The sequence below is a fragment of the Paenibacillus sp. PL2-23 genome, from assembly GCF_040834005.1.
Taxonomy (GTDB): domain Bacteria; phylum Bacillota; class Bacilli; order Paenibacillales; family Paenibacillaceae; genus Pristimantibacillus.
Window position 1 is genome coordinate 1,934,092 of record NZ_CP162129.1, and the last position, 25,630, is coordinate 1,959,721.

Sequence of the window (25,630 nt, forward strand, 5' to 3'; positions counted from 1 at the left end):
GAAGGTTTCATGGAAAAAGGAGTAAAGGGATGGATCAATCGTATTGTATTTATGTCTCCGGCTATGCTGATTTATCTTATCTTCATGATCATACCTATTATTTACAGCTTCTATTATAGTATCTTCCAATGGGACGGCGTTTCCGATAAGGAATTTATAGGTTTTGATAATTATTTTAATTTAACGAAAGATGCAGTTATATATAAGACGCTTATGAATTCAGGCTTACTGACTTTCTGGGCTCTAGTTATTCAACTGCCAGTAGGGCTGCTATTAGCAGTATTGTTAAGCAGACAGATTAAAAGAGGCATTCGTTTTTTTAAAACAGTCTTTTTCTTGCCTGTCGTTCTCTCGACTTCAGTTGTAGGTGTGCTATGGGGATTGATTTATGATCCTAATGTCGGCCTGCTTAATCAAGTGCTTAGCGCTGTAGGTTTAGATGAATGGACACGTGTATGGCTTGGCGAGACTGAGTCTGCGTTAAATTCAATCATTGCGGTTGTTAGTTGGCAATATATAGGGTTTTATATGGTCGTATATTATGCTGCACTTCAGAATGTTCCAGATGATGTGCTGGAGGCGGCCAAAATTGATGGAGCTTCTGAATACAGGTTGCTGTTCCAAATCAAGATTCCGTTAATCTGGCATGTTATTAACTTCACCATTATTTATTGTATTGTTAATTCATTAAAATATTTTGATTTGATTTATATCATGACAAATGGCGGTCCCAATGGATCCAGCGAGGTCATTGCCTCATATATGTTCAAACAAGCGTTTAGGTTTTATGATTTCGGCTATGCCAGCACGATTTCAATATTTTTATTTTTATTAGGCGTACTGCTTGCAATAGTGCTTAACAAATTATTTAGACGCGAAGCAGTAGAGTACTAGGGGGATAATATGTCGAAAGTAATTAAGCTGTTTTTTTTATTCGTGTATACATTGATTACTGGCTATCCTTTAGTATGGATGATAATATCTTCTATGAAAACTAATTCTGAATTTCATGCAAACCCATGGGGATTTCCTGAAAAGCTGCAGCTATCCAATTATGTGAATGCATGGGAAAATGGCATTCAGAATTATTTGTTGAACAGTGTGTGGATTACGATTATTACTGTTATTGCCACGCTTCTAGCTGCTTCATTAATCGCATTTATTCTTGCGCGCAGACCATTTAAGGGCAGTAAGATTGTTCTCTCTTTATTTTTACTTGGTATGATGATTCCCATTCACAGTACTTTGATTTCCCTGTTTGTGATGCTAAACAAAATGCATTTGTTGAATACTTACGGGGCATTATTTTTTCCTTATGTGTCATTCTCGCTTCCGGTCGCAGTGTTCTTATTATATGGATTTTATTTGCAACTGCCCAAAGAATTAGATGAAGCCGCTTATATGGACGGCTGCAACATATATTCTGTGTTTTTCAAAATCTATACTCCCTTATCCAAACCCATATTAGCAACGGTTGCGATATTTACTGCATTACACGTGTGGAATGAATTTGTATATGCGTTGGTGTTCATTTCTGACGAAGCGATGAAAACACTTCCCATTGGATTATTATCCTTTAATGAGGAATACAGCATTGATTACGCAAGTCTCACGGCTGCATTAGTCATAGCTACATTGCCTACAATAATTCTCTACATTATCATGCAAGAACATGTGACTAAAGGTGTCGCTGCAGGTGCGGTAAAAGGCTAGATGGAGTAAGAATTCAATTAGATTGTACAAACGCCCTGATTACGGGGTGTTTGTTTTTTATAGTTAATCAAAAGCCAGAAAGTGGTGAGATTCATGAGCTGCAATGATGTATTGGTCTCGGTAGCGGACATAGCTCCGGTCATCCTTCGCAGTGCCCGTAATGTATTAACCCCTGGATTCACAACGGGTGAGAGGGTCATTCCCCATTACCAGATTCAATATATTCAAGACGGGTTCGGTACCATCTCCATTGATGATAAAGAATATAAAATGAGGAAGGGCATGCTTTGTTTTTGGGGACCCGGCACGAAGCATCAAATCTCTTCGGACCCCAATCAACCTCTGATTATTTTAGGGATACAATTTCATATGAGCCATACCTTACAACCCGTTGGATTTACGGATTTTTCTGGTTTCCCTCCGGTGACAATAGTCCATGCCCAAGCTCGTGTCGAAGCCCTGTTAAGGGATATTGTTAAAGAATATATGGGGCAGCGAATATACTGGGAAGAGTCTGCCGGTGCGTTATGCAAAACTCTACTTCTGCTGCTTGCGCGCCAATCTATTATGTCAGACGGGGAGGGAGACGTGTCGTGGCAGATGACCGAGATGATTCTCAAGTTCATTGAGGAGAATTATCGCGAGCCTTTAACTAACGAGGCCATTGCTAAACAATTTCACTTTCATCCGGCCCATGTCAATAAATTAGTGATAACGTCTACAGGCGTTTCCCTTCATCAGTACTTGATGAATTTTCGAATCAGTCAAGCGGTTGAATTGCTGCTATCCACTTCTATGAGTATTCAGGAAATCGCAGATGCTGTCGGATATAACAATATTCATTACTTCTCAAGAATCTATAAGAAAAAAGTAGGAATTTCGCCTACAATGACTAGACGACAAGCCCTCTCCGTTAAATAAAGCGATAATGCAGAACCTCGCAGCCGATTAAAGACTCAGAAAGGACAAAAAGTAATGCAGTTTGTCCAAAGCTCTCTTCCAACCTGCGCCGTATAATAGGTAACAAGCAACTGCGGAAGGGGTATGATCTATGACTCAGAAGAACATATTGTTTCTATTTACAGACCAACAACGGCACGATACGATTGCTGCGCTCGGCAACCCAATGATTAAGACCCCCGTGTTGGATCGTCTCGTTGAAAGCGGAATTTCGTTCACAAGGGCATACAGTCCATGTCCAGTCTGTGTTCCGGCACGTTTCTCGCTTCATACCGGCCAGCTTCCTCACCGAACCGACTGCGTTATCAATGAACGTATGCCCGAGGGGCATCGCAGCTTTATGGAGCTGCTGGCTGATCAGGGGTATCAGACGCACGGCGTAGGAAAGATGCACTTTAATTTCAGAGATAAACCGACATCTACATTATGGGGATTTGAATCGAGAGATGTCAGCGAGGAAGGCGGACCGCGAGATGATTTTAAAATCTTCCTAGAGGAAAATGGTTACGAGCATGTTCACGACCCGCAGGGCGTGCGCAGCGAATATTACTATATTCCGCAGCCTTCTCAGCTTCCCGAACGGCTGCATAATACGACCTGGGTAACGGACCGAAGCATTGATTTCCTGAAGCAGCGTGATCAAGAACGACCATTTATGCTCATGACGAGCTATATTAAGCCTCATCCACCTTTCGAGACCCCGACGCCTTGGAACAAGCTGTACCGAGGACCGGAAATGCCGCTCCCCAAAAGGCCGCAAGAGAGTGAAAAGCTGATTTCGTATTGGAATCGGTTCCAGAATCGATATAAGGGTCGCGATCAAGGGATTGACGACAACTTGATGCGTGTGATGAAAGCAGCTTACTATTGCACCATCTCCTTCATTGATTATCAAATAGGAAGACTGCTCAGCTATATGGAGGAAAACGGACTATTGGAGAATACATTAATCGTGTTCTCGTCCGACCACGGAGAGATGTTAGGCGATTATAACTGTGTGGGGAAACGGAATTTCTTAGATTCCGGTGCTCGTGTGCCTTTGATTGTTGTCGATCCCAACGGACCAAGGGGCCAGCGTTGTGAGAAGCCAGTCTCTCTCGTTGATATTATGCCAACCTTCTTACAAGCCGCAGGAACAAAATCAGAGACTCCGCTTAGCGGTGAAAGCCTCCTTGATATCGCCAATGGCATCGTGAAAAGAGAATGGATTGCCGCTCAATATCATCGTAATGACTATGGTATGTACATGGCGGTCAGCGATCGCTTCAAATATATTTACTCCGCGCCTGACGATAAGGAATGGCTCTTCGATCTTAAGGTTGACCCTGACGAGACAAGGAATCGAGCGGGGAATCCAATGTATCTAGAGCAGACTGAACAAATGAAGAAGGATCTCATCACATTCTTCAAAGATGAGGGTTATACAGCACCGATTGACGGGGATGACTGGATTCGCTATCCGAAACAAAGCATCCCTGAGGATCCCGATGAGATGCTGCTCTTTCAAGATACGCAATCCAGCATACCGAACATACCTGGGTATGAGCGGAATAACCCCAAACCAACCGCGAAGATGAAATTTAAGGTAGGATTTTAATCATTATCAATGACAAGAAGGCAGCAGACTGCAAATCTGCTGCTTTCTTGCACTTGATGATATAGATACAGATGATCCGGCATATTAGAAGTCTGTTCCCACCAAGCCGGACATGTCAGCAATGAACACCCGGCGGGTGCCTCCTACAAAGCCATTGAATACAAGATGCTTATAATCTGGAGTCCAAGCAGGGTGAGGATCTACGCGAAGCGCATTCGTCACCTTTGTTCCCGGATTGGCGACAGGGATTCGAACGATTGTTGCTTCCCTTCCCGACTGCAGATCAATAAAGCGCAGAGGCACCGTTCCATCGCCGAAGGCTACTTTCTCTTGCTCATAGGAGTCCGTCACCATATGCAGTCCATTCGGATGGACGGTGGGGTGGCCTGAGCCGGGAATGTTGTCGATGATCTTCTTCATATTGGAGCCATTCGCATCGACTTGGACCAATGATAACTGCTTGTCGTCATCCAGACATAGATTCATAGAGAGTCTCTGTCCGTCAGGGAACCAGTTAATATGATGACCGCCCTTCTTCCATTGCTCCGGCCCAACCGCGACACGAATGTCACTGCCGTCTGTATTCATGGTGACAACCCAAAACCGGAGACCCTCTGCGATTTTGTTCCATGGCTGCTGTTCATCTGTATGAAACCATCTCATGGTGAATAATATACGATCGCCTTGCGGGTTGAATTTGCAATGGAAGCCATAACATTCGCCATGCTTGTACATTTCCTTATTGATAGCAGGCTCGGCGCGGTCGAATACATCCTGAATGGAGACTAACAGCTTTCTCTCGCCGGTTTCTGTATCCAAAGTATATAAACCGTCATCATCCCGGAAGCCATAGTTACGCGGCACATGCTCGTCAGGAACAACGATGCCGTAACCATACTGCGTGCGTCGCATTCTCTTGGTGCATGCGGATATAATCGTTTTGCCGTCCGGGGAAATTTTGTAGATACTTCCCTTCATTATTTTTTTGTCCCCGGTATGCGGGTTCAGACGTACACACAGCTCTTGCCACGTCTCTGGATCAACATCGTTGTAATAAATAAATTCGTCGTCAGGTCCCCAGTTGATGTTAGCGCCCAGCTGTGTCTCCCAGCCGTAGGTTGGAGAGACGATTCGCTCCTCGGCTGTATGCAAATCAACGAGCACAATATGAGCCGCTTCACCAGGCTCTGGCAGTCGCTGCTCTTGCGGCAGCTGAAGCAACGCGGCATAACGCCCGGAAGGGCTGATTGGCGAGGTGTCGAAAAAACGATGAAAGCAGCCATCTGTTTGAGGGGTTATACATCTTACCGGAACAAGTGGATTAAAGTCAGTATAGGTAGGGAAATCCTTGCTTATGTTCACTAGAGCTCACTCCTGTCAGTGTTATAGGCGGATCAAGTTAAGTTGTCCTGCTACTATTGTATAGGCTGTATAGGGAGGAGTCTTTGCTTGGATGAAGGCATTATTTATCTGAAGGAAGGTTTTGTGCTGGTGGAACGGGGGGATGCCTATGCACAAATTGGAGATAGAGTTGATCTGGGTATCGCGATATGATTACGAAAAAGGTATACAACTGGCTGTGCACGCTCATGACTATTATCAAATCATTTATTTGATTGATGGGGACATTAATTTCTCATATGGAGGGGAGCCATATCCGTTGAGTCGAGGGTATTGCGCCGTTATTTCTCCTGGAGTAGAACATGGCTTTATTCATGATAACCAATCAGTTGTCAAAACACTTGATGTCAAATTCCGCATTCACAGCACCAGGTTAAACCAACTGATGAAGCAAATCACTGGACTGCATACGAAGGTGCCCAAGGAAATGGTGGTTTTGCTGGAGCAGATCAAATATGAGGGAACGCATCAACAGCCTTTTTTTCGCGAGATGGCCAGCTTGAATTTGTTGAAAATCGTGTACATGCTCCATAGAAAATCAACAGAGGCACAGACCTTCAGTCATAGCCGCTTATTAGGTATGGAGGTATTGTCTGGGACGGAAGATGGACAGGTAATCGTTGAACGGACAAAGGCATATATTCAGCATCACTATTCGGGCGAGCTGCGAGTGGCGGATATGGCGAAACGCATCGGGTTTCATAAAAATTACATGGGACAAATGTTCAAGCGAGTATGCGGCCAATCGATCTCCATGTATATCAAAGAGCTCCGAATCGGGAAGGCCAAGGAATTACTGGCCTATTCGGAACTGACGCTTAAAGAAATTGCACCGGAGGTAGGCTTTAAAAATATACATCATTTTAATCGCGTGTTTAAGCAGGTAGAAGGAATTAGTCCTGGACAGTGGAAGCGAAAGGAAATTCAGGGCATACGCAAGGACATTCATTTTTGATTCGAGCATGTAAGGATCATGCCAAAGGGGCGATAACATGGATAAAGTATGGTCAGCAAGCTGGTTAATGGATAAGGCGTTTGAAGGGGTGTCCCCTCCTGACAATCTTTTTCATAAAGAACAGAGCAAGCCTGTTGCTATAGAGCACAGAGTGGATCTAGCCAATCGTCACTGGTTAATTAGGAAATCGTTCGAGCTGGATAAAAGCATGAAGCGCGCTGTACTGGATATTACAGCTGATGATTACTACAAGCTATATATCAATGGGCATCTGGCAGGTCAAGGACCAGCCCAGTCTACATTTGATCATTACTATTATAATCGTTACGATGTGACGGAGCTTCTTCGTCCTGGGCCCAATGTAATTGCTGTTCACGTCTATTATCACGGATTAATCTGCAGAGCGTATAACAGTGCAGACAATCGGCAAGGTATGATTGCGGAGCTTCGAATCGATGATGAGGTATTCGTGCATACGGATTCAACCTGGAGATGCTGGAATACGGAAGAATACGGTCACGGTGAAATCATAGGGTATGATACACAATTTGGAGAGCCCCTTGACCTGCGGCTCAAGCAGCCGGAATGGAAAGCCAACGGATTTGACGACTCTGCATGGGAAGAGGCTGTTGTCCAATCCACCGATCATGTGCTGTATCTGCAGCCTACCCCTCCTGTATCGGTATATGAGAAGTCTCCTGTTCAAATAACACAAGCGGCGCCGGGGCATTACCGCATAGATTTTGGCGAAGAAGTGACGGGACAAGTGAAGTTCACTGCTAACGGACAGGCTGGAAGCAAAATTGAGGTTCGATATGGTGAAGAGCTTCAGGACGATGGCGCTGTTCGTTATGAGATGAGATGTAATTGTACTTATCAAGAGGTATGCACCTTGTCGGGTGGCGTTGACGAGTTTGAGTTTTTTGATTACAAAGCGTTCCGTTATGTAGAGCTTTTGTCTTATGAACCGGGGATACACATTGATTTGACGAGTATAGCAGCAATTGTGAGGCATTACCCGATGAAGGAGGACGCGTGTATCTTCGAATCCTCTGACTCTTTGTTAAATAATATTTGGTCAATCTGTCGGAATGGGGTGAAATATGGCTCTCAAGAGGGGTATGTGGATTGTCCGTCGCGCGAGAAGGGACAGTACTTGGGAGACAATACGATAATTGCTCCAACCCAGGCCTACTTAAGTGGCGATCTTAGATTATACCGTAAAGCACTGCTGGATTATGTGATCCTCTCCTCCAAGGTGTGCCCGGGTCTAATGGCTGTTGCGCCGGGACATTACATGCAGGAAATTGCCGATTTCTCCCTGCAGTGGCCGATGCAGCTGTTGAAGTACTACAAAATGAGCGGCGATATGGAATTCCTGCGTGAGATGTATCCGCATGCCTTGGGAATATTAGAGCATTTCGCTGCTTATGAAAGAAGTGACGGGCTCCTGGAGCGGGTCACGGATAAATGGAATCTAGTAGATTGGCCTGATGGACTGAGAGACGGATACGACTTTGATCTAAGAAAGCCGGTTGGCGATGGCTGTCATAATGTCTTAAATGCCTTTTATTATGGAGCGCATGTGAGTGTAATGGAAATGGGCGGAATTCTTGGCGAATGTTCAGATGAGCAGAAGCTAGCAAGCTTGCGCCAGGCTTATACCGAAGCGTTCTATCATGAGGAAACTGGATTGTTTGTCGATGCGGCAGGCTCCTTACATTCCTCTCTGCATGCTAATGCATTGCCGCTGTTGTTCGGATTAGTCCCAGCAGATGGGAAGCAGCCTGTCATCGAGCTCATTCGGAAGAAGCGTCTGTCATGCGGCGTGTATATGGCATATTTTGTCCTGAAAGCTCTTGCTGTCGCAGGGGAACACGAGCTAGCTTACGATTTGATGACGTCCACGGATGAAAATTCCTGGGCAACGATGATTAAGGAAGGGGCCACTACCTGCTTTGAGAGCTGGTCCAAGGAGCATAAGTGGAATACAAGCTTATGTCATCCGTGGGCCAGTGCTCCGATCTTGATTCTCATTGAGGATATCATGGGCCTGTCTCCGGCAGAGCCGGGCTGGACGAAGGTAGGCTTCAAGCCTCACATTCCTCAAGCGCTCGATGCTCTCCAGTTAGAATTCGAGACACCAGCAGGGCGAATAAGCGTGTGCTATAAGGACAACAACATACAAGTTCGTGTACCTGTCACTAAACAAATTGTTTAACAGAGGCCGCCAAAAAACATAATGATGGATATGGAAGCAATATGAACACAAACGTTTATATATAAAATTATGTTTGACATAAAAAACGAGGGGGGTATAATTGAAGTAATTGAACGCAAAGGGGAATGCGGGATGCGGATAACAAACATTCAAGTGCACGTCATGAAATCGCTGCTGGAGGAACCTTTTTATTTCTCTCAAGGCTGGGTGAAGCAGCGCTCTTCGGTGCTGGTGGAGATCGAGACGGATGCCGGTATTACAGGATGGGGAGAGTGTCTGTGCCATGGGCTCCAGCCGCCGGAGATTGCCGCCGCCTTTATTAGACACGCGTTTGCGCCACTTCTAATAGGAAGAGATCCTCATGACACGGATGTGCTCTGGGAGGAAATGTACAATCTGTCTCGTCCTTACGGCCAAGGCGGCGCGGCGGTGAATGCTATAAGCGGCATTGATATCGCATTGTGGGACATTAAGGGCAAAAGCTGCGGCCTTCCCGTCAGCAAGCTGCTCGGCGGCACGTTCCGCACGCAGGTTATGCCGTATGCGACCGGCTTCTACCGGACGGCGAAGGGCAGCTACCCCGCGGATGGCGTAGCAGAGGCGTTGCAGCATAAGGCGAATGGTCTTCGCGCCATGAAGCTTAAGATCGGCTTCGGCATAGACGAGGATCTGGCCTTGATCACCTCCGTCCGGGAAGCGGTGGGACCGGAAATGCGGCTCATGGCGGATGCCAATGGCGCCTATAACACGGGACTGGCAAGAAGGCTGCTGCTGGAGTCGGAGTCGTCTAAGCTGTATTTTATGGAAGAGCTGCTGGCTCCTGAGGATATTGACGGCTATAAAGCGATCCGCCATCTTACAGGAACATTGATTGCGTCCGGTGAGAATCTGTTCGGCAAGATGGGCTACCGTCACTGGATTGCGCAAGGCGCGCTTGACATTGTGCAGCCGGACCTCTGCTCCTCGGGAGGCTTCACGGAATGCAAGAAGATTGCGACGCTCGCGCAAGCCTGGAATACGATGATGGTTCCGCATGTATGGGGCTCTGGAGTTGGTCTTGCCGCCTCCCTCCAATTCATTGCGTCATTGGCGCCGACCCCGCTGGGCCTCTTCCCTGAGGAGCCTATGCTGGAATACGACCAATCATCCCATCCATTCCGCGCGGATCTGATTGGTCATGCCATTACGATGAAGGATGGTATGGTGGCGATTCCGGATGGACCTGGTATTGGTGTGGAGATTAATCGAGACATTATTGACAAATATGCGGTGAAGGCTTAAAGCGAGCATCGAAGTGCCGAATAAAGAGGAGATGAAGGGATGTTAACTGTACAGCAGCAGATAGAGACAAGCAAGGTTGTGGCCATTCTGCGCAATGTCCCGCTGGACAGACTGCCCAATGTGATGGAGGCGCTCTATGAGGGCGGAATTCGGGCAGCCGAAATTACGTTGAACTCGGAGGGGGCTCTGGAGGGGATTCGCTCTATGAGGGGCCAATATGAGGGGAAAATGTCGATTGGCGCCGGGACAGTTATTACCGCTCTGGACGTGGAACGCGCGACGGATGCAGGGGCCGAATTTCTAATCTCGCCCCACACGGATGAAAGAGTGATTGAGGCGGCGTTATCCCGCTCCAGCGTCCCAATTCCCGGAGCGCTTACGCCGACGGAGGTTGTGCGTGCTGTAACGGCGGGAGCGCCGTACGTGAAGCTGTTCCCTTGCACGTCCTTTGGCCCGAGCTATGTGAAGGAGCTGTTAGCGCCATTGAATCATGTCAAGTTCATGGCGGTCGGCGGGATAACAGCTAAGCTGGCGGCGGCTTATATACAGGCTGGTGCGATTGCGGTCGGTGCCGGAAGCGGTCTGGTCTCCCATGCCGATGTTATGGCGCATAACTATGCCGCGATAACGTCCAATGCGCGTGAGCTTGTAAGGCATATTGAAGGCTGACCTGTATCAATGGTAGGATGAATAGATAAGCTTATGGAGGAATCGTTCCGGCGATTCCTCTTTTGGTTGGAATGGAACAAGAGGAGGCGTTGCTGATTATGCAGCATACCGTCAAATTCCGAACGGATCGGGTGCCCGCCGTGGACAATGTTGGCTTGTTCAGGACAACCGCATTGTGGGCCCATATGGACCGTGTTCTGCCTCATGACGTGTTGATTGTTGTCAGGGAAGGACTTGTCCATATTATTGAAGATGGCACCGAATATCATATTTCGCCCGGCGAGGTTTTCCTGATGAAGCGGGGCGTGCGCCACTATGGCTTGCCGCAAACGCTGCCAGGCTCCGAATGGTATTGGATTACGTTCGGCGCTCCGGAGACGGAGGAGCATGATCACCAGATGGCAGAGACGGAGACAGAAGCAGAGGCAGAGATTGCGGATGCTAAGGGAATGAGCCTTCTGAGGGGCCAATTGCCCCAAACCATTGAGCTGAAACGTCTCAAGGTGAGCGACTTTCAGGGCATCTGCGTCAGAATGAATAAGCTCTTGCATCACTATGCTATGGGAACGGCTTACGACCGGCTGAAGCTCATTCGATTACACGGCAAGAGATGGCGGTTATGCTCTATCGCGCCAAGGCCTATATCGACCGGATTCCGGCCCATGGGCAGGCCAAAACGGCGTCAGATCTGGACGAAGCAGCAGGATGGGCGCAAGAAGCGATTGCCGATATGCTGAAGCTTGGCTGGATGCAAGGACGCGGTGAAGACGTATTTGCTCCGCTGGGGATTACGAGACGGGAAGAGGCAGCACAGGTGCTTGCCGCCATTCTCGCGCCTTAGCGGCAGATTGATAAGAAGAAAGAAGGAAGCCCGGACGTCGATGTCCGGGCTTCTTTATGTGCGACGGGCAGTCGTATCACTAGCGCTTATGCGCTATGAGTGATCAATTACAGGCGGCGGTAACGATACATAAAGTAAAAACGAGCCGAGAGCCTGGAACGAAAACTTTTCTCGAAGGTGTAAGTCCTTCCTCAAGAGTTCTGGTACAGCTTGAGAAGCCTAATCTAGGGCAGGAATCGCGAGGTACTTGTCTGAAGGAGATGCGGATAGTCGAGAGACCCGTAGGCGGATGAGCAGACCCAAATGCGAAAGCGTGAAGCACGCAGCGGCGGGGTAAGTCGGCGACTGTGCGTAAATAACGGGAAGCCTGCTACACGGCAAACTGTTGCCCCAAGAGCCAGACGAGCAACAGTGACTTATCATGTGAAGGTGCTGGGTATGTTCAGAAGGAAGATACGATGACCCCGTGAGGTTCTCTGTCCTCCCTGCAAAGGATGGGTATCTATAAGGCTTCGCCGAAGTGATACTCATGTCAGAGAATTCAGACGTTCTCATAGTACGGAAGTAGGCAGGCGACCAAACGTCTGCTGAACGGAAGGGGAACGACCTCGTGAACGAACACTTGAATGTAGCGTCGAACAACCGTAACGATACTGCGGTAAGAACGAACGGAATGGGCGCAATGAAAGGTGGGAGATAGACATGAATCAAGAGTTGAAGCTAAAGTGGCACAGCATCTACGGGCAGATTTTGTTCGAGAGGCGACTTTATGAAGCGTGGGAACAAGTCAAGGCAAATAAAGGAGCCGGAGGCATCGACGGAGTAACACTGGAAACGTACGGGAGGAAACTGAAGGACAATCTTGCCAGTCTCCTGAACAAGCTGAGGGCGAAGGAGTATGTCCCATCTCCCGTGCGCAGACGGTATATACCCAAGAAGAACGGGAAATTGCGACCGCTAGGTATACCCAATATCGAAGATCGGATCGTACAGCAAGCCATTGTCAACGTTCTTCAACCAAAGTGTGAAGAACTCATCTTCCATCGTTGGTCATGCGGATACCGACCCAACTATGGGGCGAAACGGGTAGCACAGATCATCCTATGGAACGTCGAGACAGATCACAATTACATTTACGACTGCGATATCAAGGGCTTTTTCGATAACATTTCGCACAAGAGTCTTATGCGAGTGCTTACGAAATATATAGCGGATGGAACAGTGTTAGACATGATCTGGAAATGGCTGAAGGCAGGGTACATGGAAGAAGGAAAATACCACGAGGTAGACTCTGGCACCCCCCAGGGCGGATTATGCAAAGCTTTGCATAAGCCCCCTTATGAGAAGTAACTCGTTATGCAAAGTAAACCCCACAAGCCTCTGGTAGTAAAGGGATTTGTTCCAGATTACTTTGCATAATATCCGAAATGTTTAGTAGGAGAAGAACCTTCTCACTACACATTTCGGGGGTATCATCATGGAAATCCTACCTTTTCGAGAGTTAACGACCTGTCTCGAGAAAGAACTGTACCGTCTGCATTACAACGAGCAGACGATCAAGTATTACAGATCGATGTGGCGACGAATTGCCAGCTATTTGGAGTCGGAAAGCATTCATCACTTTTCCGAGGAGGCCGGACTTCGCTTTCTCGAACGGGAGTACAATTATTTCGAACTCGAGAAAGCCGGGAACCTTACACAGTCCATCATCAATGTCTTCCGGGTAGTTAGAATGCTTGGAGATTACCAACTGCATGGCTGCATTCTACGCCGATATTACAAGCAGAAAAAGTTATTACAAAGTATGGCGTACGAAGAAATGCTCCAACGCTACTGCATGCACTGCGAAAGGAAGGACTATTCAAGAGCAACACAGCAACATTACAGGAAGGCCACTGAAAAATTTTTGAGCTTCTTGGAATCTAAGGGGATTTCAGACTGTGCGGCTATCTCCGCTGCCAGCTTGAACGACTACATCAACACCTTACTCGGATACAGTTACAAGATGGTCGAGCAACAACTTTGCGCGCTTCGTTCTTTTCTTCGTTTCCTTCACAACAACCAGCTTCATCCGCTGGATCTGACTGCAGTCATCCCGTCCATAAATGCGAGAAAGCAAAGCCGTATTCCTTCCGTCTGGTCACCAGAGAATGTGACGAAACTGCTTGAGGCAATTGACAGAGGCAACCCAGCCGGAAAACGGGATTATGCTATGATTCTCATCGTTGCTCGTCTGGGGCTAAGATCCATAGACCTTAAACGATTGAAGCTGGAGAATCTGAAATGGCAAGAGAATCGTATCACGCTTATGCAGTCGAAGACTTCGAGAGAGCTACATTTGCCGCTTTTACCGGACGTCGGTTGGGCGATTATTGACTACCTCAAACACGGGCGTCCGAAAGTGGATTCTCCCTTTGTATTTTTGCGGCATCTTGCACCGCTTGAGCCTTTCGCAGACGAGCACCATCTACACCGGATCATTGAGAAATACATGAAGCTAGCCAAGATCCCAATGAGTCCCCAGAAGAAAAGAGGAATGCATTCTTTACGGCATACGCTGGCTAGCCGGCTTCTTCAAGAGAATACTCCTTTGTCTGTCATCTCCGACATATTGGGGCATGTGAGTTCGGACTCGACAGCCGTTTATCTGAAAGTTGATGTAGAGATGCTACGCGAGTGTGCCTTGAACCCTGAGGGGGTACTCCCCCATGCCTGAATACATCTACAGTAGTCCATTCCAAACCTACATCCGGGAAGTGATCTGCCAAAAACAGTCGCTCGGCTACAAATACGACAGTAGCGCCCGGTCACTGTACAAATTTGATCAATTTTGTTTGGAATATGGCTACACCGAGTCTGTACTCTCTAAAGAACTCGTTCAAGCCTGGAACCAGAAGAGGCCAAATGAAGCCCAGGCAACCCTCCGTAACAGAGTCGTGGTGGTCCGGCAGTTAGCGTTGTATATGAGTCGGCTTGGCATCCAAGCTTACATACTGCCCAAAAACACCTTGCCAAAGGAACCACGATACATCCCATATATATTCAGCAATGAGGAACTCGCGGCGATTTTTAGGCAAGCTGATGCTTGTCATTACCGTCCCGAGGTTCCCAACAGACAATGGATTATGCCACTCTTATTTCGTATGCTTTACGGATGCGGTCTGCGGATTTCAGAGGCCCTTCATCTTAAAATGCGGGATGTGGACTTGGAAAACGGTGTGCTAACCATTCTGGATGGGAAGTTCGATAAAGACAGGCTCGTCCCCCTTTCTCATGAGCTTCTTCAGCGATGCCATACCTATGTGAAGCAGGTTCATATGTTTTCGGGTGCGGACGTCTATTTTTTCCCGAACCCGAACGGACAAGCAGTCACTCACAACAATGTGTACAAGAACTTTCGAAAATTCCTATGGAAGGCTCGAATTTCCCACGGAGGGTGGGGAAAGGGACCACGCATCCACGACTTCCGCCATACGTTTGCCGTCCACTGCCTGCGTCGCTGGGTTCTGGAAGGAAAAGACCTAACCGCTTATTTGCCAGTCCTTAAAACGTACTTAGGACACCATTCGTTTAGCGATACATCCCAATACTTGAGACTAACCGCGGAGCTTTACCCGGATATTACGACAAAGGTGGAACATGCTTTCGGCCACGTGATCCCCGCTAAGGGAGGCGATGATCTTGAAGCCGACTGACTTTGCCAAGGTGTTATCCCGCTATTTATCTGCTTATCTTCCGGGACAGCGGAATATGAGTCCTAATACGATCTCTTCCTACCGCGATACGTTTAAGTTGTTCCTCACGTACTGCAAACAGAACGGGCTCTTGATTGAACGGCTTACCTTGGCGCAAGTAGATGAGGCACTTGTTCTCGCCTTTCTAAAGTGGCTCGAAGAGGAAAGAAACAACGGCATTTCTACGCGGAACCAACGTCTGGCTTGCATCCATGCGTTTTTTCGCTATGTACAGACGGAACATCCTGTCGGTTTAGTCATCTACCAGAAGATCCTAGCCATTCCAATGAAAAAGACACCAAAGCCGACGGTGAAACATCTTACCCCCGATTCGTTGCAACTCATACTGGCGCAGCCCGATCTGGAAACGCCCGGAGGCCGCAGAGATGCGACGCTGCTATCCGTTTTGTACGATACGGGAGCACGGGTACAGGAATTGGTTGATCTTCGTGTCCGAGACGTTCGCTTAGACCCGCCACCAGTTCTAAGTCTGACTGGCAAAGGACGAAAGACAAGACATGTCCCTATTATGTCAAACACGGAGGCTATACTCCGGCAGTATATGGTCGAGAACCGCTTGCTACACAATGGCGAGCAAGACCGGCCGCTTTTCTGTAACCGCCAACATAGCAAGATGACGCGGGAAGGTGTCGCCTTTATCTTGGATAAATATGTTGCTCGTGCTCGTGCAGTCTCTTCCGCCATTCCAGATAAGGTGACTCCACATGTACTGAGACATACTAAAGCGATGCATTTATTACAGGCCGGGGTAAATCTAATTTACATTCGAGACTTGCTCGGACATGTTGATATTGCGACAACGGAAGTGTACGCACGGGCAGATACAGAGTTAAAAAGAAAGGCGTTGGAGCAGGCCTATCCCAACATGGTGGTGGAGGGGCTTCCCCAATGGAACCAAGACGAGGGCCTCATCGAGTGGCTGACCAGCCTTTAGCTTGACCCGGTATTATGCAAAGTAAAATTGCGGTCAACCCCTGATCTATCCTAGGTTCGTACTGTTTACTTTGCATAATACTTTACTTCTCATAAGGGGGCGTGATATCGCCGCTACTTGCCAACCTGTATCTAAACGAGCTCGATTGGGAGCTAGAGGAGCATGGCATCCGATTCGTGCGCTATGCAGATGACTTCTTGCTTTTTGCCAAAACAGAAGAGGAGATCAAGAGAGCCGCGGAAATTACCCAAACGAAGCTACAAGAGCTAGGGCTCGAAGTAGCCATAGAGAAAACGAAAACGGTAAATTTCAATGACGACGATTTTGATTTTCTGGGCTTTACATTCCAGCATTGGCGGGAACGCAAAAAAGATGGAAAGCGCTACTTCATAGCCAAGCCGAAGGACAGCACGTGGAAGGACTTCAAACAGAAGATCAAAGCCAAAACGAAGAAGACGCTGACCCTCAACAAAAAGGAGTGGTTGGAGAGAGTAAATCCCGTCATACGTGGGAAGGTGAATTACTTTCTGAACTTGTTCAAAGCGATGGAGGAAAACAGAAGGTACGGGCAAGAAAGCCGCTGCTTCGTAAATGCATGTCGTAATAACCTACTAGACGTGGATGGGTATATAAGGAAGAGGCTACGAGTCGCCATGATACACAAACATCCAAGTCAAAGGAAGGGACATGCGATGAAAACGAAATGGAACAACGAGTTCTTTGCTCGTATTGGACTCATTCCTGCGCACTGGCTGTACCTCCATGAGCAATATGGCTACTCCCTTGACGATTACCTAGATTACATGAAGACGCGTCAGGCAGCAAAACAACAACGTAAAGTGCAAAAAGCAAAAGAACGCGGCGAGGAGTATTATACTCCCGAGCGCGTTCGTAAAATGCAATATGCCCAGCGACTAGCAACTTATTGATCACATGTTGAAACACGTTGGTGAGCCGTATGCCTTAGTAGGGCACGTACGGTTCGATAAGGGGGAAGCCATGAGAGTGGTTTCCCTACTTTATCATATAAGAAAGCTTTCTCTATACTGGGCTTATAGGTTTGGATGCCACAATGCTAACGGACAAAAAACGCACTTAGAGCTCCAATTTGGCGCTGCCCAGTATGTAACGGTCAAATTGGACGCTTAGCCGTCCTCAACGCACCGACATTCCATTAAATTTCGTTCTAACGTTCGAAAATGTACGTTACAAATTCGGTCGACCGATTAGAAGGTGTAAAGGTTTTTTATGTTCGTTAGAAGCCACAATGGCTGGGCTTATATTTCAACACGAAACGCAGGCTGCGCCGCCAAGGACGGCGGCAGCCGTTTCACCTTGCACGCTATGGTTTCCTGTAGCCAAGCTGCTCCGAGATCGCCTGGGATTGCTCCAGAGCGAGACCGATATAGCGGTCCATAGTCTTCTTCGACATGCGGAAGATGGGACCGGATACGCCAATGGCTCCTTCGATCTGGCCGGCCGCATTCATAATGGGCACACCGATGCACCGAAGTCCCTCACAGGATTCCTCCATGTCGAGCGAGTAGCCTTGTGAGCGAATCTGCTCCGCTTCCTCTCTGAGCTTCGCCGGATCGGCAATAGAGCCGGGAGTTGCAGGCTCCAGCTCATGATGGGCCAGATACAGCTCCAGCAGATCCGGACTGTAGGCCAGCATCGCCTTGCCCATCGCGGAGGTGTGGGAGGGATATTCCAGACCGACAGTCGAGAGAAACTTGATCGGCTCCAGACTCTCCAGCTGATCCACAACCAGCGTTCTGCCCAGCGAGCCTGGCCTCGTGAGCAAGGTCGTTTCCCTTGTGCCGTCTCTGAGGGCGCGCATGGAGGGCTCCGCTACCTCCTTCAGCGTAATCCGGTTGGCGATGGAGCTGCCAAGATAATACAGCTTGCCGGTCAGCTGATAGGTGCTGTCACTTTCCCTTTTCTGAATATACTTCTTCTCCTCCAGCTCCTTCAAAATCCGAAAAACAGAGTTTGTTGTAATGGATAATGTGTTGCTGATCTCCGTAACCGAAAAGGACTTGTTCTCTCTGGCCATTAGCTCCAGAATATCCAGCACCTTCTCGGCTGCTGGGGCCTTATATTTCTTGTTCGTCATGAGCGCGGATTGCCTCCATCATTAACCGATTCATAACTCCATAGTATGTTACTTCAATTGAAGGTTCAAGGGGAAAGTTGCTGAAGCGGTGGTCAATCGAAGCGAACAAACAGCAACACGGCATCCCATTCCATAGGGGAAGGGGATGCCGTGTCCAGGTTTGCCGGGGATGCTATTCCAGATTGGCGTGATTGTTGTACATCGCTGTACCTTGAAGCTTCATGTTCTCCATTAGCCGAAGCACGGTCGCATCCAATAGAAGCAGCAGGCATTGCTCGAACAACGTGCCCATGGGCTGATTGGAGCTGCCCGATGTGCTGTCCTTGGTAACAGCTGGGATATGCACAATGGTAGAAGCCAGTTGACCTATGGTTGAATCTGGAGCAATGGTCAAGACGCCAATCGTTGCCTTGATGTTATGGGCTTTAGCTGCCATGCTTGCCAGGGTTTTGGTCTCGCCTGAGCCTGAACCGATGAGAAGCAGATCACCTTCGGCAATGCCGGGGGTAACCGTTTCGCCTACGACATAAACGTGGAACCCCATATGCATCAGTCGCATGGCGAATGCCCTCATCATCAGTCCCGAGCGTCCGGCCCCGGCTACAAAAATGTTCCCGGCTTCTGTAATCTGCTTGGTCAGCGCCTCGATTTCGTCCGAGTTGACCGCTTTAAGCGTCCGGTCAAGCTCCTGAAGAATAGAAGATGAAACAGTCAGCATATTCATCCGTGCTTACCGCTGTTTAATAAGCTCATGCATTTGAGCTGCTACAGCCTGCTTGTCGCTTGCACCCGTAATGCCGCCGCCGACAATGACCAGATCCGGCTGCGCGCTGATGACCTCAGGCAGAGTTTGAAGCTTGATGCCGCCTGCAATTGCTGTTTTCGCCTGCTTGACGACACGCTTGATCGTAGCCAAGTCCTCAAACGAATTTTTGCCCTCCGCCTGATGGTCATAACCCGAATGAACGCAGATATAGTCTACGCCAAGCGCGTCAATCTCTGCCGCACGCGAGGCAATATCTTTAACATTAATCATATCGACCATAATCTTTTTGTTTTGCTTACGCGCCTCGTTAACCGCACCCTTGATCGTTGAGTCGTCGGACACACCAAGCACAGTAATAATATCCGCGCCGGCTTCGGAAGCCTTCATGACTCCATAACCGCCGGCATCCATAATTTTCAGATCGGCTAATACCTTCAGCGTCGGGAACGCGTCCTTTATTTCTTTGACGGCGCGCAGGCCTTCGTTAATGACGACAGGAGTGCCAATCTCGATAATATCGATATAAGGGGCAACCTCTTTAACGACTTCTTTTGCCTCCGGGATGTTCACAAGGTCTAATGCCAATTGCAGTTCCATAGGTTGAATCTCTCCTTTATTGAAGGTGGTTGATCGCAATGAGTTTATGGTAGTACGATCGCGCAAGGAATGGAAGTACGCACTTTCAAGTAAGTCCGTATCCTGGAGGAAACTGCCCTTGAAACAAAAACAGACTCCAGGCGGAGTCTGTCGATTTTAAGGAGAGCAGGAGGTTGTGCTTCTTCCGAGCACCTCTTCGCCATAATGCTTGCCCCAGTTATACATCAGCTTTAAGATCGGGAACAGGCTTGTTCCGTGCGGGGTCAGTTTGTATTCGACCTTCGGCGGAACAACGGGATAGACGGTCCGTTCCACAAGCTGGTCTTCTTCAAGCTCGCGGAGCTGATTGGTGAGAATCTTTTGCGTGATATGTGGAATAAGCTTTTGCAGCTCACTGAACCGTTTGGTCCCATCCATGCCCAAGTGCCAGAGTATAATCAGCTTCCACTTTCCTCCGATTAATGCTAGGGTCAATTCTTTCTCACAGTTAATATGATCAATTTCGATTCGGGAACGAATATCTTTCGCCACAGTTAAGCACCTCCACCTCGGTATTCCGTCTTCATAGACTATAAGAATATTAGCTTCATGTCCAGTCCAGGGAAGAACATTTGAGCTGTCACGGTTGAAGGGCTCCGCGGCCGAATCTGATTCTTATAACCGATGAGTCTTTCGGTATTCCGAGGGGCTCATCCCTATATGCAGGGAAAAAACTCGGCTGAAGTAGAAGCCATTGTCATACCCGCACTCCTGTGCGATATGATCCACGGTAAGGGGGCTCTCAATTAAAAGTCGCTTCCCGTGGTCAAGGCGAAGCTGGCGTACATATTCCGAGGCTGAGCAGCCGAATGCAGCCTTGAAGCGACGGGTAAACTGGACGGGACTTAGCCCTGTTTCATCTGCAAGCTCTTTCATCGATACATTCTGGAAGGCCAACTCTTGAAGCTTGCGTCGCGCGCTGAGCATGAGAGAATCTTCTGTGCCCCAATAATCAGCCATTGGAAGCAGCTGCTGCAGAACGTAACCGTCCCAAAGCTCTTGTATGAATCGATTGCGCCACAACATGGCCTGTTCGGGAGGAAGAGCGTCAAGCTGCTGCAAGTATCGGTAAGCAGAGGCAAGGCGTTCTTGGTCGGCGAAGGTCAGCTTGCCCAGCGGCAGGTTGGATGGAGGTGTTGACCATTCAAAGCCCAGATAAAAAAAGCTGAGCGGCTGCAAAACTTCACGCCGAAAAGCCGTTCCAGGCGGACAGACCACCCAATCGCCGTTAACGGCTTCTCCCTCTTCCAAACTGCCTAATTCGTACCGAAAGCGGCCCCCTAGCACTGCAAAAGCGACCCAATGGAGGTAGATGTCTTCTTTGTACTGAAAGGCTTGTTTTCTCTCCCAGTAATGATAATGAAGCAGTCGAATTTCTCCGGTGTACAATCCGATGGTGTTCACCTCGTCTATGAAATAAAGTATATCCCTTATGATACTTTACTGTATGTCATATGAAAACAGGGTGATATAAGATGAAATAAAAGTATATAAGAGGTGAGTCTGGTGAAATTGGAAACAGTGAAAACAGATATTACGGTCATCGGCGGCGGCTTGGCTGGTGTATGTGCCGCGGTTGCGGCAGCAAGACTTGGCCATACGGTTGCTCTGGTTAATAATCGCCCGGTCCTGGGCGGTAACTCCAGCAGTGAGGTCAGAGTATGGGTGTGCGGCGCAACCGGCCATGGGACCCATCGCTTTGCGAGAGAGACCGGCATTATGGGAGAGATGTTTGTTGAGAATCAATATATGAATCCGGACGGCAATCCTTATTATTGGGACATGGTTGTACATGAGACGGTGAAGAGGGAAGCCAATATTGGGCTGTATCTGAACACGGATGTCCATGAGGTGGAGGCTTTCGGAGATGCCGATAACCGTGTTATCCGCTCCGTTACGGGCTGGATGATGGGCTCGGAGAGGCGAATCCGCTTCGAAAGCAAGACGTATGTGGATTGTACGGGAGACGGTCTGGTCGGTTTTCTGGCTGGGGCCAAGTATAGGCTGGGCCGTGAAGCGCGAGCTGAATTTAATGAAGACTGGGCACCGGAGACTCCGGATGATATTACACTGGGCAGCACGCTTCTATTCTACACAAAGGATGTCGGCAAGCCTGTCAAATACGTGAAGCCCAGCTTTGCGATCGATATCACGGAGACCTCTATTCCCATCCGCCGCGTCATCCGCAGCGGCGATAATGGATGCGCTTACTGGTGGATTGAATGGGGCGGCGAATTGGATACGGTTCATGACAATGAACGTATTCGCGATGAGCTGTGGGCTGTTATTTATGGTATCTGGGATTATATTAAAAATTCAGGAAGCTTCGACGCCGAAAGCATGACGCTGGAGTGGGTCGGCGCAGTTCCTGGCAAACGGGAATATCGGCGATTTGTTGGTGATTATATTTTGAATCAGAATGATATATTGGCTCAAGAGCCGTTCGAGGATCGAGTGGCCTATGGCGGCTGGTCGATTGATCTGCATCCGCCGCAAGGCGTGTATTCGCAAGAGAGCGGCTCCAAGCATCTGCATGCAGACGGCAACTATCATATTCCGTTCCGCTCTCTCTATTCCATCAATGTAAGCAACATGCTGATGGCGGGACGGGACATTAGCGCCACGCATGTTGCGTTTGGAACAACTAGAGTGATGGCCACCTGTGCCGTTATTGGTGAAGCTGCCGGCACCGGCGCCGCGCTTTCTGTTCAATATGGCATCTCACCAAGAGAAGTGCATCAGCACTATCTGGAGGAGCTGCAGCAAACCCTGCTTCGTCAAGACGCCTCTGTCCTTGGCATTCGCAACGCCGACAGCAGCGATCTGGCGAGAGTGGCTCATGTATCGGCATCCAGCTCGACAGCACGCCTTGCAGTTGAACACGCTTACAGGACGGAAGCGGCCGATACCGATTTGGGCATCTTGTTTCCTGTGGAGCCTTCCCTGAACGGACTGGAGCTGCTGCTCGATATCGAGAGCCCTGCGTCGGTTACGGTAGAGCTGTATGCAACCGGCAAGCCGCAAAATTATGTGCCTCAAGAGCTTATTGATTCCTGTACCGTTGAGACAGCTCCCGGGAAAAATCAATGGGTTCGGTTCCATCTGGAGTGGCAGCCTGATACGGCTCAAAATGCGTTTGTTGTTATCAAGGCAGCTAAGGGCGTGCTCCTGCATCGGTCCAGTCTGCCGCACACCGGTGTGCTTGGGTTCCGCAAGGGCAATCAGCCCATTGTTGATCCTAGGCTTGAGGATCAGCCGGATCAGCCCGTGCTGCAATGGAGAACGGAGAAGCTGGATCGCCATCCATTCTGCTTCCGTATGCATACGGCAACCGATGCGTACTCAGCATCGAAGGTGCTGAATGGGCTGGTAAGGCCTTATGGCGGTCCCAATCTATGGCGTTCGGAGCCGCTGGAGGGACGGGAGGCTTGGCTGGAGCTTAGCTGGGAGAGCGCCGTAGAAGTGGGAGAAGTGCATCTGACCTGGAATGATGATGTTAACGAGGACTTAATTAATCTGCATCATCATCGTACTCCGTTTGACGTGATTCCGGAGCTTGTGAAGGACTATCGTATTGAACTGCTGGGGGCTGACGGAGCTTGGAAGCTTGTGCATATGGAAAAGGGTAATCGCAAGCGCAAGAGGGTTCACCGCTTGCAGGCCGGCATGGCTGCAAAACGTATGCGAATTGTAATGGAGTCCACAAACGGCTCCGCCTGTGCGGAATTGTTCGAGATTCGCGTGTACGAATAAGAATTCATTAAGCAGACAAGGAGTGTTAAGCACATGAGACAAGAAAGCTTGGCTATGCGCAGAGCAAGAGAACGCGAATATGGGAAGGACAGCACCTGGTATTGCCAGTTCAAATATGCTTCTGTAACGGGGCTGGGCTATGAGGAAGGCATTCACCGGCGCGATCCCAGCAGTGTAATCAAGATCGGAGAGGTCTATTATGTCTGGTATACCAAATCCTCGGGTTCAAGCGTCGGCTATGATACTGGCGATTTGGATGCCAAGGTATGGCCATGGGATTGGTCCGAGATCTGGTATGCAACATCCAACGACGGGGTGAACTGGCATGAACAGGGTCTCGCAGTAGGTCGAGGAGAGCCCGGCGCTTATGATGATCGAAGCGTCTTTACACCTGAGGTGCTGGCTCATAACGGCAAGTATTACCTTGTCTATCAGGTCGTGAAGCACCCCTATTTGAGACGCTCCAAGGAGTATATCGGACTTGCTCAATCGAGCTCTCCTGACGGTCCATGGGTGAAGGCTGATGAGCCGATCCTGTCGCCTGCAAGCAATGGGGAGTGGTTCGGAGAGGTGGACAACCGCCACCTAGTCAAGCATAGAGGCGACTTCGACAGCCATAAGACCAATGATCCATGTCTCTTCTTCTATAAGGATCAATTCTGGCTTTATTATAAAGGTTATCCTATGGGTGAGCAGCTCACCTGCGCGGGCAGGGAAACCAAGTGGGGAGTCGCTGTAGCTGACCGACCGGAGGGACCTTATACCAAATCGGTGTACAATCCGATAACGAACAGCGGGCATGAGACGTTGCTCTGGCCATACAAGGGGGGCATGGCGGCCTTGCTGACGACAGATGGACCGGAACGTAACACAATTCAATTCGCTCAGGACGGGCTGCAGTTCGAAATTCAAGCCTTTATCGAGCACCCTCCGGAAGCGGGAGGCCCGTTCCGTACGGAGCATTCTGATATTCATCCGCTGGAAGGGCTGCGCTGGGGACTCAGTCATGAGATTAACAGCCCATGGCATTATATTCAGAGGTTTGAGGTGGATGAAAGGACAAAACATTTGTGCAATAACAAATGTAATCACTAGATATTTACGCTACAGGAGCCTGCAAAACTTGCGATATTCGCCTGGCGGCATGCCCTCCCACTTGTGGAAAATGCGAACGAAATAATGAACATCCGTGTAGCCAATGGTATGGCCGATCCATTCGATCGTGTCGTTGGTGTCGCGGAGCAGTCGCTTGGCCTGGGTGTGACGGATCCCCTGGACAAATTTGTTAGGGCTGGTGCCCATGATTTTTTTGAACAGACGACCCATATAATCCACATTAATATTCAGCATATCCGCCATTCTTTCATTGGACCAGAGCTCTCCAGCGTTCTGCTCAATAGCAGCCGCCAGTTCAGCAATCGCCAGCTGCATACCGGCGCTGGCGCCTGCCCGTTGACGCTGATGAATAGCTCTCGACAGATGAGCGAACAGCTGCAGCAGCAGGCCCTGACAGCACATCATATAGCCTGCCGGCCGATGAGTGAATTCATGAATAACGGCTTCCAGCAGGCTGTACACCTCAGAGGTCGCATGCAGGCTGCCGGCGTTCATCCATTCCAGAAATTCCGGCGTCTGAGGCATGCTGCCAAAATGATAATCGCCCTCGTGATGGTCGAGAGAGACAATAATGTCTTCGTCCTTCGCGATAAGGAGCTCATTGTAGAAGTCAAAGTGAACGCCAAGGAACAGCGCGTCTGGCTCCGACAGCACCTCAACACGATGCTTAAGCTTCGCGGGCAGCAGGAAAAATTGGCCAGGCTGAACGCGGAAGGGCGCCTCCGATTCAATCTGAACCTCCACATCTCCATTCTCCAGCAGCAGAATTTCGAAATCTCGAATGCGCCGCTCAATTACCCGTTCCTTGGCCTGCCGATGCTGCTGCGCCCAATGGACAACCGGGTTCAATCGTCTGCTCTCCATTGTTGCTTGCACGTTGAATTCCTCCCTGTTTCATAAGTCGGTAAAGTCCAAC

24 protein-coding genes are annotated in these 25,630 nt (G+C 48.9%); 17 read left to right on the forward strand and 7 right to left on the reverse strand.

What is annotated here, in order from left to right; genetic code table 11:
• Nucleotides 1–9 precede the first annotated feature (9 nt).
• From AB1S56_RS08130 to AB1S56_RS08145, 4 genes are all read left to right on the forward strand, one after another.
• Complete coding sequence (locus AB1S56_RS08130) at nt 10–894, forward strand: sugar ABC transporter permease (protein WP_340872654.1); 885 nt, start codon at nt 10–12, stop codon at nt 892–894.
• A gap of 9 nt (nt 895–903) precedes the next feature.
• Nucleotides 904–1,713, forward strand: coding sequence for a carbohydrate ABC transporter permease (locus AB1S56_RS08135; RefSeq protein ID WP_340872653.1), 810 nt, complete (start codon nt 904–906; stop codon nt 1,711–1,713).
• Nucleotides 1,714–1,806: 93 nt separating this feature from the next.
• On the forward strand, nt 1,807–2,634 hold the full coding sequence (locus AB1S56_RS08140) for an AraC family transcriptional regulator (protein ID WP_340872652.1): 828 nt from the start codon (nt 1,807–1,809) through the stop codon (nt 2,632–2,634).
• Nucleotides 2,635–2,764: 130 nt separating this feature from the next.
• A complete protein-coding gene (locus AB1S56_RS08145; protein ID WP_340872651.1) occupies nt 2,765–4,270 on the forward strand; it encodes a sulfatase-like hydrolase/transferase in 1,506 nt (501 codons plus the stop codon).
• An 84-nt stretch (nt 4,271–4,354) separates the two neighbouring features.
• Here AB1S56_RS08145 and AB1S56_RS08150 read toward each other — a convergent pair whose 3' ends face one another.
• Nucleotides 4,355–5,632: a hypothetical protein gene (locus AB1S56_RS08150; protein ID WP_340872650.1), complete on the reverse strand. Its 1,278-nt coding sequence runs from the start codon at nt 5,630–5,632 to the stop codon at nt 4,355–4,357.
• Between the two features lie 148 nt (nt 5,633–5,780).
• On the opposite strand from AB1S56_RS08150, the gene AB1S56_RS08155 reads away from it, so the two are divergent.
• The 11 genes from AB1S56_RS08155 (at nt 5,781) to AB1S56_RS08205 (ending at nt 17,256) form a co-directional block, all read left to right on the forward strand.
• Nucleotides 5,781–6,626, forward strand: a complete 846-nt coding sequence (locus tag AB1S56_RS08155; RefSeq protein WP_340872649.1) for an AraC family transcriptional regulator — start codon at nt 5,781–5,783, stop codon at nt 6,624–6,626.
• A 37-nt stretch (nt 6,627–6,663) separates the two neighbouring features.
• Complete coding sequence (locus tag AB1S56_RS08160) at nt 6,664–8,847, forward strand: family 78 glycoside hydrolase catalytic domain (RefSeq protein WP_340872648.1); 2,184 nt, start codon at nt 6,664–6,666, stop codon at nt 8,845–8,847.
• A gap of 132 nt (nt 8,848–8,979) precedes the next feature.
• Complete coding sequence (locus AB1S56_RS08165; RefSeq protein WP_340872647.1) at nt 8,980–10,128, forward strand: mandelate racemase/muconate lactonizing enzyme family protein; 1,149 nt, start codon at nt 8,980–8,982, stop codon at nt 10,126–10,128.
• 39 nt (nt 10,129–10,167) lie between these two features.
• On the forward strand, nt 10,168–10,797 hold the full coding sequence (locus tag AB1S56_RS08170; RefSeq protein WP_340872646.1) for a bifunctional 4-hydroxy-2-oxoglutarate aldolase/2-dehydro-3-deoxy-phosphogluconate aldolase: 630 nt from the start codon (nt 10,168–10,170) through the stop codon (nt 10,795–10,797).
• A gap of 98 nt (nt 10,798–10,895) precedes the next feature.
• Nucleotides 10,896–11,534, forward strand: a complete 639-nt coding sequence (locus AB1S56_RS08175; RefSeq protein ID WP_340872644.1) for an AraC family ligand binding domain-containing protein — start codon at nt 10,896–10,898, stop codon at nt 11,532–11,534.
• Nucleotides 11,528–11,638 carry a hypothetical protein gene (locus AB1S56_RS08180; protein WP_340872643.1) on the forward strand — a complete coding sequence of 37 codons (111 nt, stop codon included), beginning with the start codon at nt 11,528–11,530 and terminating at the stop codon, nt 11,636–11,638. Before AB1S56_RS08175 ends, AB1S56_RS08180 begins: the two co-directional genes overlap by 7 nt.
• A gap of 702 nt (nt 11,639–12,340) precedes the next feature.
• Nucleotides 12,341–12,988, forward strand: a complete 648-nt coding sequence (locus AB1S56_RS08185; RefSeq protein ID WP_367903442.1) for a reverse transcriptase domain-containing protein — start codon at nt 12,341–12,343, stop codon at nt 12,986–12,988.
• A 127-nt stretch (nt 12,989–13,115) separates the two neighbouring features.
• The gene (locus AB1S56_RS08190; RefSeq protein WP_340873787.1) at nt 13,116–14,354 is read left to right on the forward strand and encodes a site-specific integrase; all 1,239 of its coding nucleotides are present in this window, start codon (nt 13,116–13,118) and stop codon (nt 14,352–14,354) included.
• Complete coding sequence (locus tag AB1S56_RS08195) at nt 14,347–15,333, forward strand: tyrosine-type recombinase/integrase (RefSeq protein ID WP_367903443.1); 987 nt, start codon at nt 14,347–14,349, stop codon at nt 15,331–15,333. The genes AB1S56_RS08190 and AB1S56_RS08195 overlap by 8 nt, the downstream gene beginning before the upstream one ends.
• A complete protein-coding gene (locus AB1S56_RS08200; protein ID WP_340873783.1) occupies nt 15,314–16,327 on the forward strand; it encodes a site-specific integrase in 1,014 nt (337 codons plus the stop codon). The genes AB1S56_RS08195 and AB1S56_RS08200 overlap by 20 nt, the downstream gene beginning before the upstream one ends.
• Nucleotides 16,328–16,428: 101 nt before the next feature.
• Nucleotides 16,429–17,256: a reverse transcriptase domain-containing protein gene (locus tag AB1S56_RS08205; RefSeq protein WP_367903389.1), complete on the forward strand. Its 828-nt coding sequence runs from the start codon at nt 16,429–16,431 to the stop codon at nt 17,254–17,256.
• Nucleotides 17,257–17,669: 413 nt separating this feature from the next.
• Here AB1S56_RS08205 and AB1S56_RS08210 read toward each other — a convergent pair whose 3' ends face one another.
• The 5 genes from AB1S56_RS08210 to AB1S56_RS08230 all read right to left on the reverse strand — a co-directional run bounded on the left by AB1S56_RS08210 (nt 17,670) and on the right by AB1S56_RS08230 (nt 21,234).
• The gene (locus tag AB1S56_RS08210) at nt 17,670–18,443 is read right to left on the reverse strand and encodes an IclR family transcriptional regulator (protein WP_257446005.1); all 774 of its coding nucleotides are present in this window, start codon (nt 18,441–18,443) and stop codon (nt 17,670–17,672) included.
• Nucleotides 18,444–18,615: 172 nt separating this feature from the next.
• On the reverse strand, nt 18,616–19,167 hold the full coding sequence (hxlB, locus tag AB1S56_RS08215) for a 6-phospho-3-hexuloisomerase (RefSeq protein ID WP_340872740.1): 552 nt from the start codon (nt 19,165–19,167) through the stop codon (nt 18,616–18,618).
• A 6-nt stretch (nt 19,168–19,173) separates the two neighbouring features.
• Nucleotides 19,174–19,806 carry a 3-hexulose-6-phosphate synthase gene (gene hxlA / locus AB1S56_RS08220; protein WP_257446008.1) on the reverse strand — a complete coding sequence of 211 codons (633 nt, stop codon included), beginning with the start codon at nt 19,804–19,806 and terminating at the stop codon, nt 19,174–19,176.
• Between the two features lie 156 nt (nt 19,807–19,962).
• Nucleotides 19,963–20,337 (reverse strand): helix-turn-helix domain-containing protein, encoded by a 375-nt coding sequence (locus AB1S56_RS08225; protein ID WP_257446010.1) that lies wholly within the window; start codon nt 20,335–20,337, stop codon nt 19,963–19,965.
• Between the two features lie 123 nt (nt 20,338–20,460).
• Complete coding sequence (locus AB1S56_RS08230) at nt 20,461–21,234, reverse strand: AraC family transcriptional regulator (protein ID WP_257446011.1); 774 nt, start codon at nt 21,232–21,234, stop codon at nt 20,461–20,463.
• A gap of 117 nt (nt 21,235–21,351) precedes the next feature.
• Between AB1S56_RS08230 and AB1S56_RS08235 the strand changes: the two genes are divergently transcribed.
• Together AB1S56_RS08235 and AB1S56_RS08240 are read left to right on the forward strand one after the other, a co-directional pair.
• On the forward strand, nt 21,352–23,598 hold the full coding sequence (locus AB1S56_RS08235) for an FAD-dependent oxidoreductase (RefSeq protein WP_340872737.1): 2,247 nt from the start codon (nt 21,352–21,354) through the stop codon (nt 23,596–23,598).
• 33 nt (nt 23,599–23,631) lie between these two features.
• Nucleotides 23,632–24,693: a family 43 glycosylhydrolase gene (locus AB1S56_RS08240; RefSeq protein WP_340872735.1), complete on the forward strand. Its 1,062-nt coding sequence runs from the start codon at nt 23,632–23,634 to the stop codon at nt 24,691–24,693.
• Nucleotides 24,694–24,702: 9 nt separating this feature from the next.
• Here the strand turns inward: AB1S56_RS08240 and AB1S56_RS08245 are convergent, their stop codons facing one another.
• A complete protein-coding gene (locus AB1S56_RS08245; protein ID WP_340872734.1) occupies nt 24,703–25,590 on the reverse strand; it encodes an AraC family transcriptional regulator in 888 nt (295 codons plus the stop codon).
• Between the last annotated feature and the right edge of the window lie 40 nt (nt 25,591–25,630).

Coding starts and splice junctions, on each gene's coding strand:
- hxlB (WP_340872740.1), bottom strand. CDS start 19,167: ATGAATATGCTGACTGTTTCATCTTCTATTCTTCAGGAGCTTGACCGG.
- AB1S56_RS08140 (WP_340872652.1), top strand. CDS start 1,807: ATGAGCTGCAATGATGTATTGGTCTCGGTAGCGGACATAGCTCCGGTC.
- AB1S56_RS08240 (WP_340872735.1), top strand. CDS start 23,632: ATGAGACAAGAAAGCTTGGCTATGCGCAGAGCAAGAGAACGCGAATAT.
- AB1S56_RS08155 (WP_340872649.1), top strand. CDS start 5,781: ATGCACAAATTGGAGATAGAGTTGATCTGGGTATCGCGATATGATTAC.
- AB1S56_RS08130 (WP_340872654.1), top strand. CDS start 10: ATGGAAAAAGGAGTAAAGGGATGGATCAATCGTATTGTATTTATGTCT.
- AB1S56_RS08170 (WP_340872646.1), top strand. CDS start 10,168: ATGTTAACTGTACAGCAGCAGATAGAGACAAGCAAGGTTGTGGCCATT.
- AB1S56_RS08135 (WP_340872653.1), top strand. CDS start 904: ATGTCGAAAGTAATTAAGCTGTTTTTTTTATTCGTGTATACATTGATT.
- AB1S56_RS08145 (WP_340872651.1), top strand. CDS start 2,765: ATGACTCAGAAGAACATATTGTTTCTATTTACAGACCAACAACGGCAC.
- AB1S56_RS08195 (WP_367903443.1), top strand. CDS start 14,347: ATGCCTGAATACATCTACAGTAGTCCATTCCAAACCTACATCCGGGAA.
- AB1S56_RS08160 (WP_340872648.1), top strand. CDS start 6,664: ATGGATAAAGTATGGTCAGCAAGCTGGTTAATGGATAAGGCGTTTGAA.
- AB1S56_RS08200 (WP_340873783.1), top strand. CDS start 15,314: ATGATCTTGAAGCCGACTGACTTTGCCAAGGTGTTATCCCGCTATTTA.
- AB1S56_RS08190 (WP_340873787.1), top strand. CDS start 13,116: ATGGAAATCCTACCTTTTCGAGAGTTAACGACCTGTCTCGAGAAAGAA.
- AB1S56_RS08185 (WP_367903442.1), top strand. CDS start 12,341: ATGAATCAAGAGTTGAAGCTAAAGTGGCACAGCATCTACGGGCAGATT.
- AB1S56_RS08210 (WP_257446005.1), bottom strand. CDS start 18,443: ATGACGAACAAGAAATATAAGGCCCCAGCAGCCGAGAAGGTGCTGGAT.
- AB1S56_RS08175 (WP_340872644.1), top strand. CDS start 10,896: ATGCAGCATACCGTCAAATTCCGAACGGATCGGGTGCCCGCCGTGGAC.
- hxlA (WP_257446008.1), bottom strand. CDS start 19,806: ATGGAACTGCAATTGGCATTAGACCTTGTGAACATCCCGGAGGCAAAA.
- AB1S56_RS08180 (WP_340872643.1), top strand. CDS start 11,528: ATGCTGAAGCTTGGCTGGATGCAAGGACGCGGTGAAGACGTATTTGCT.
- AB1S56_RS08165 (WP_340872647.1), top strand. CDS start 8,980: ATGCGGATAACAAACATTCAAGTGCACGTCATGAAATCGCTGCTGGAG.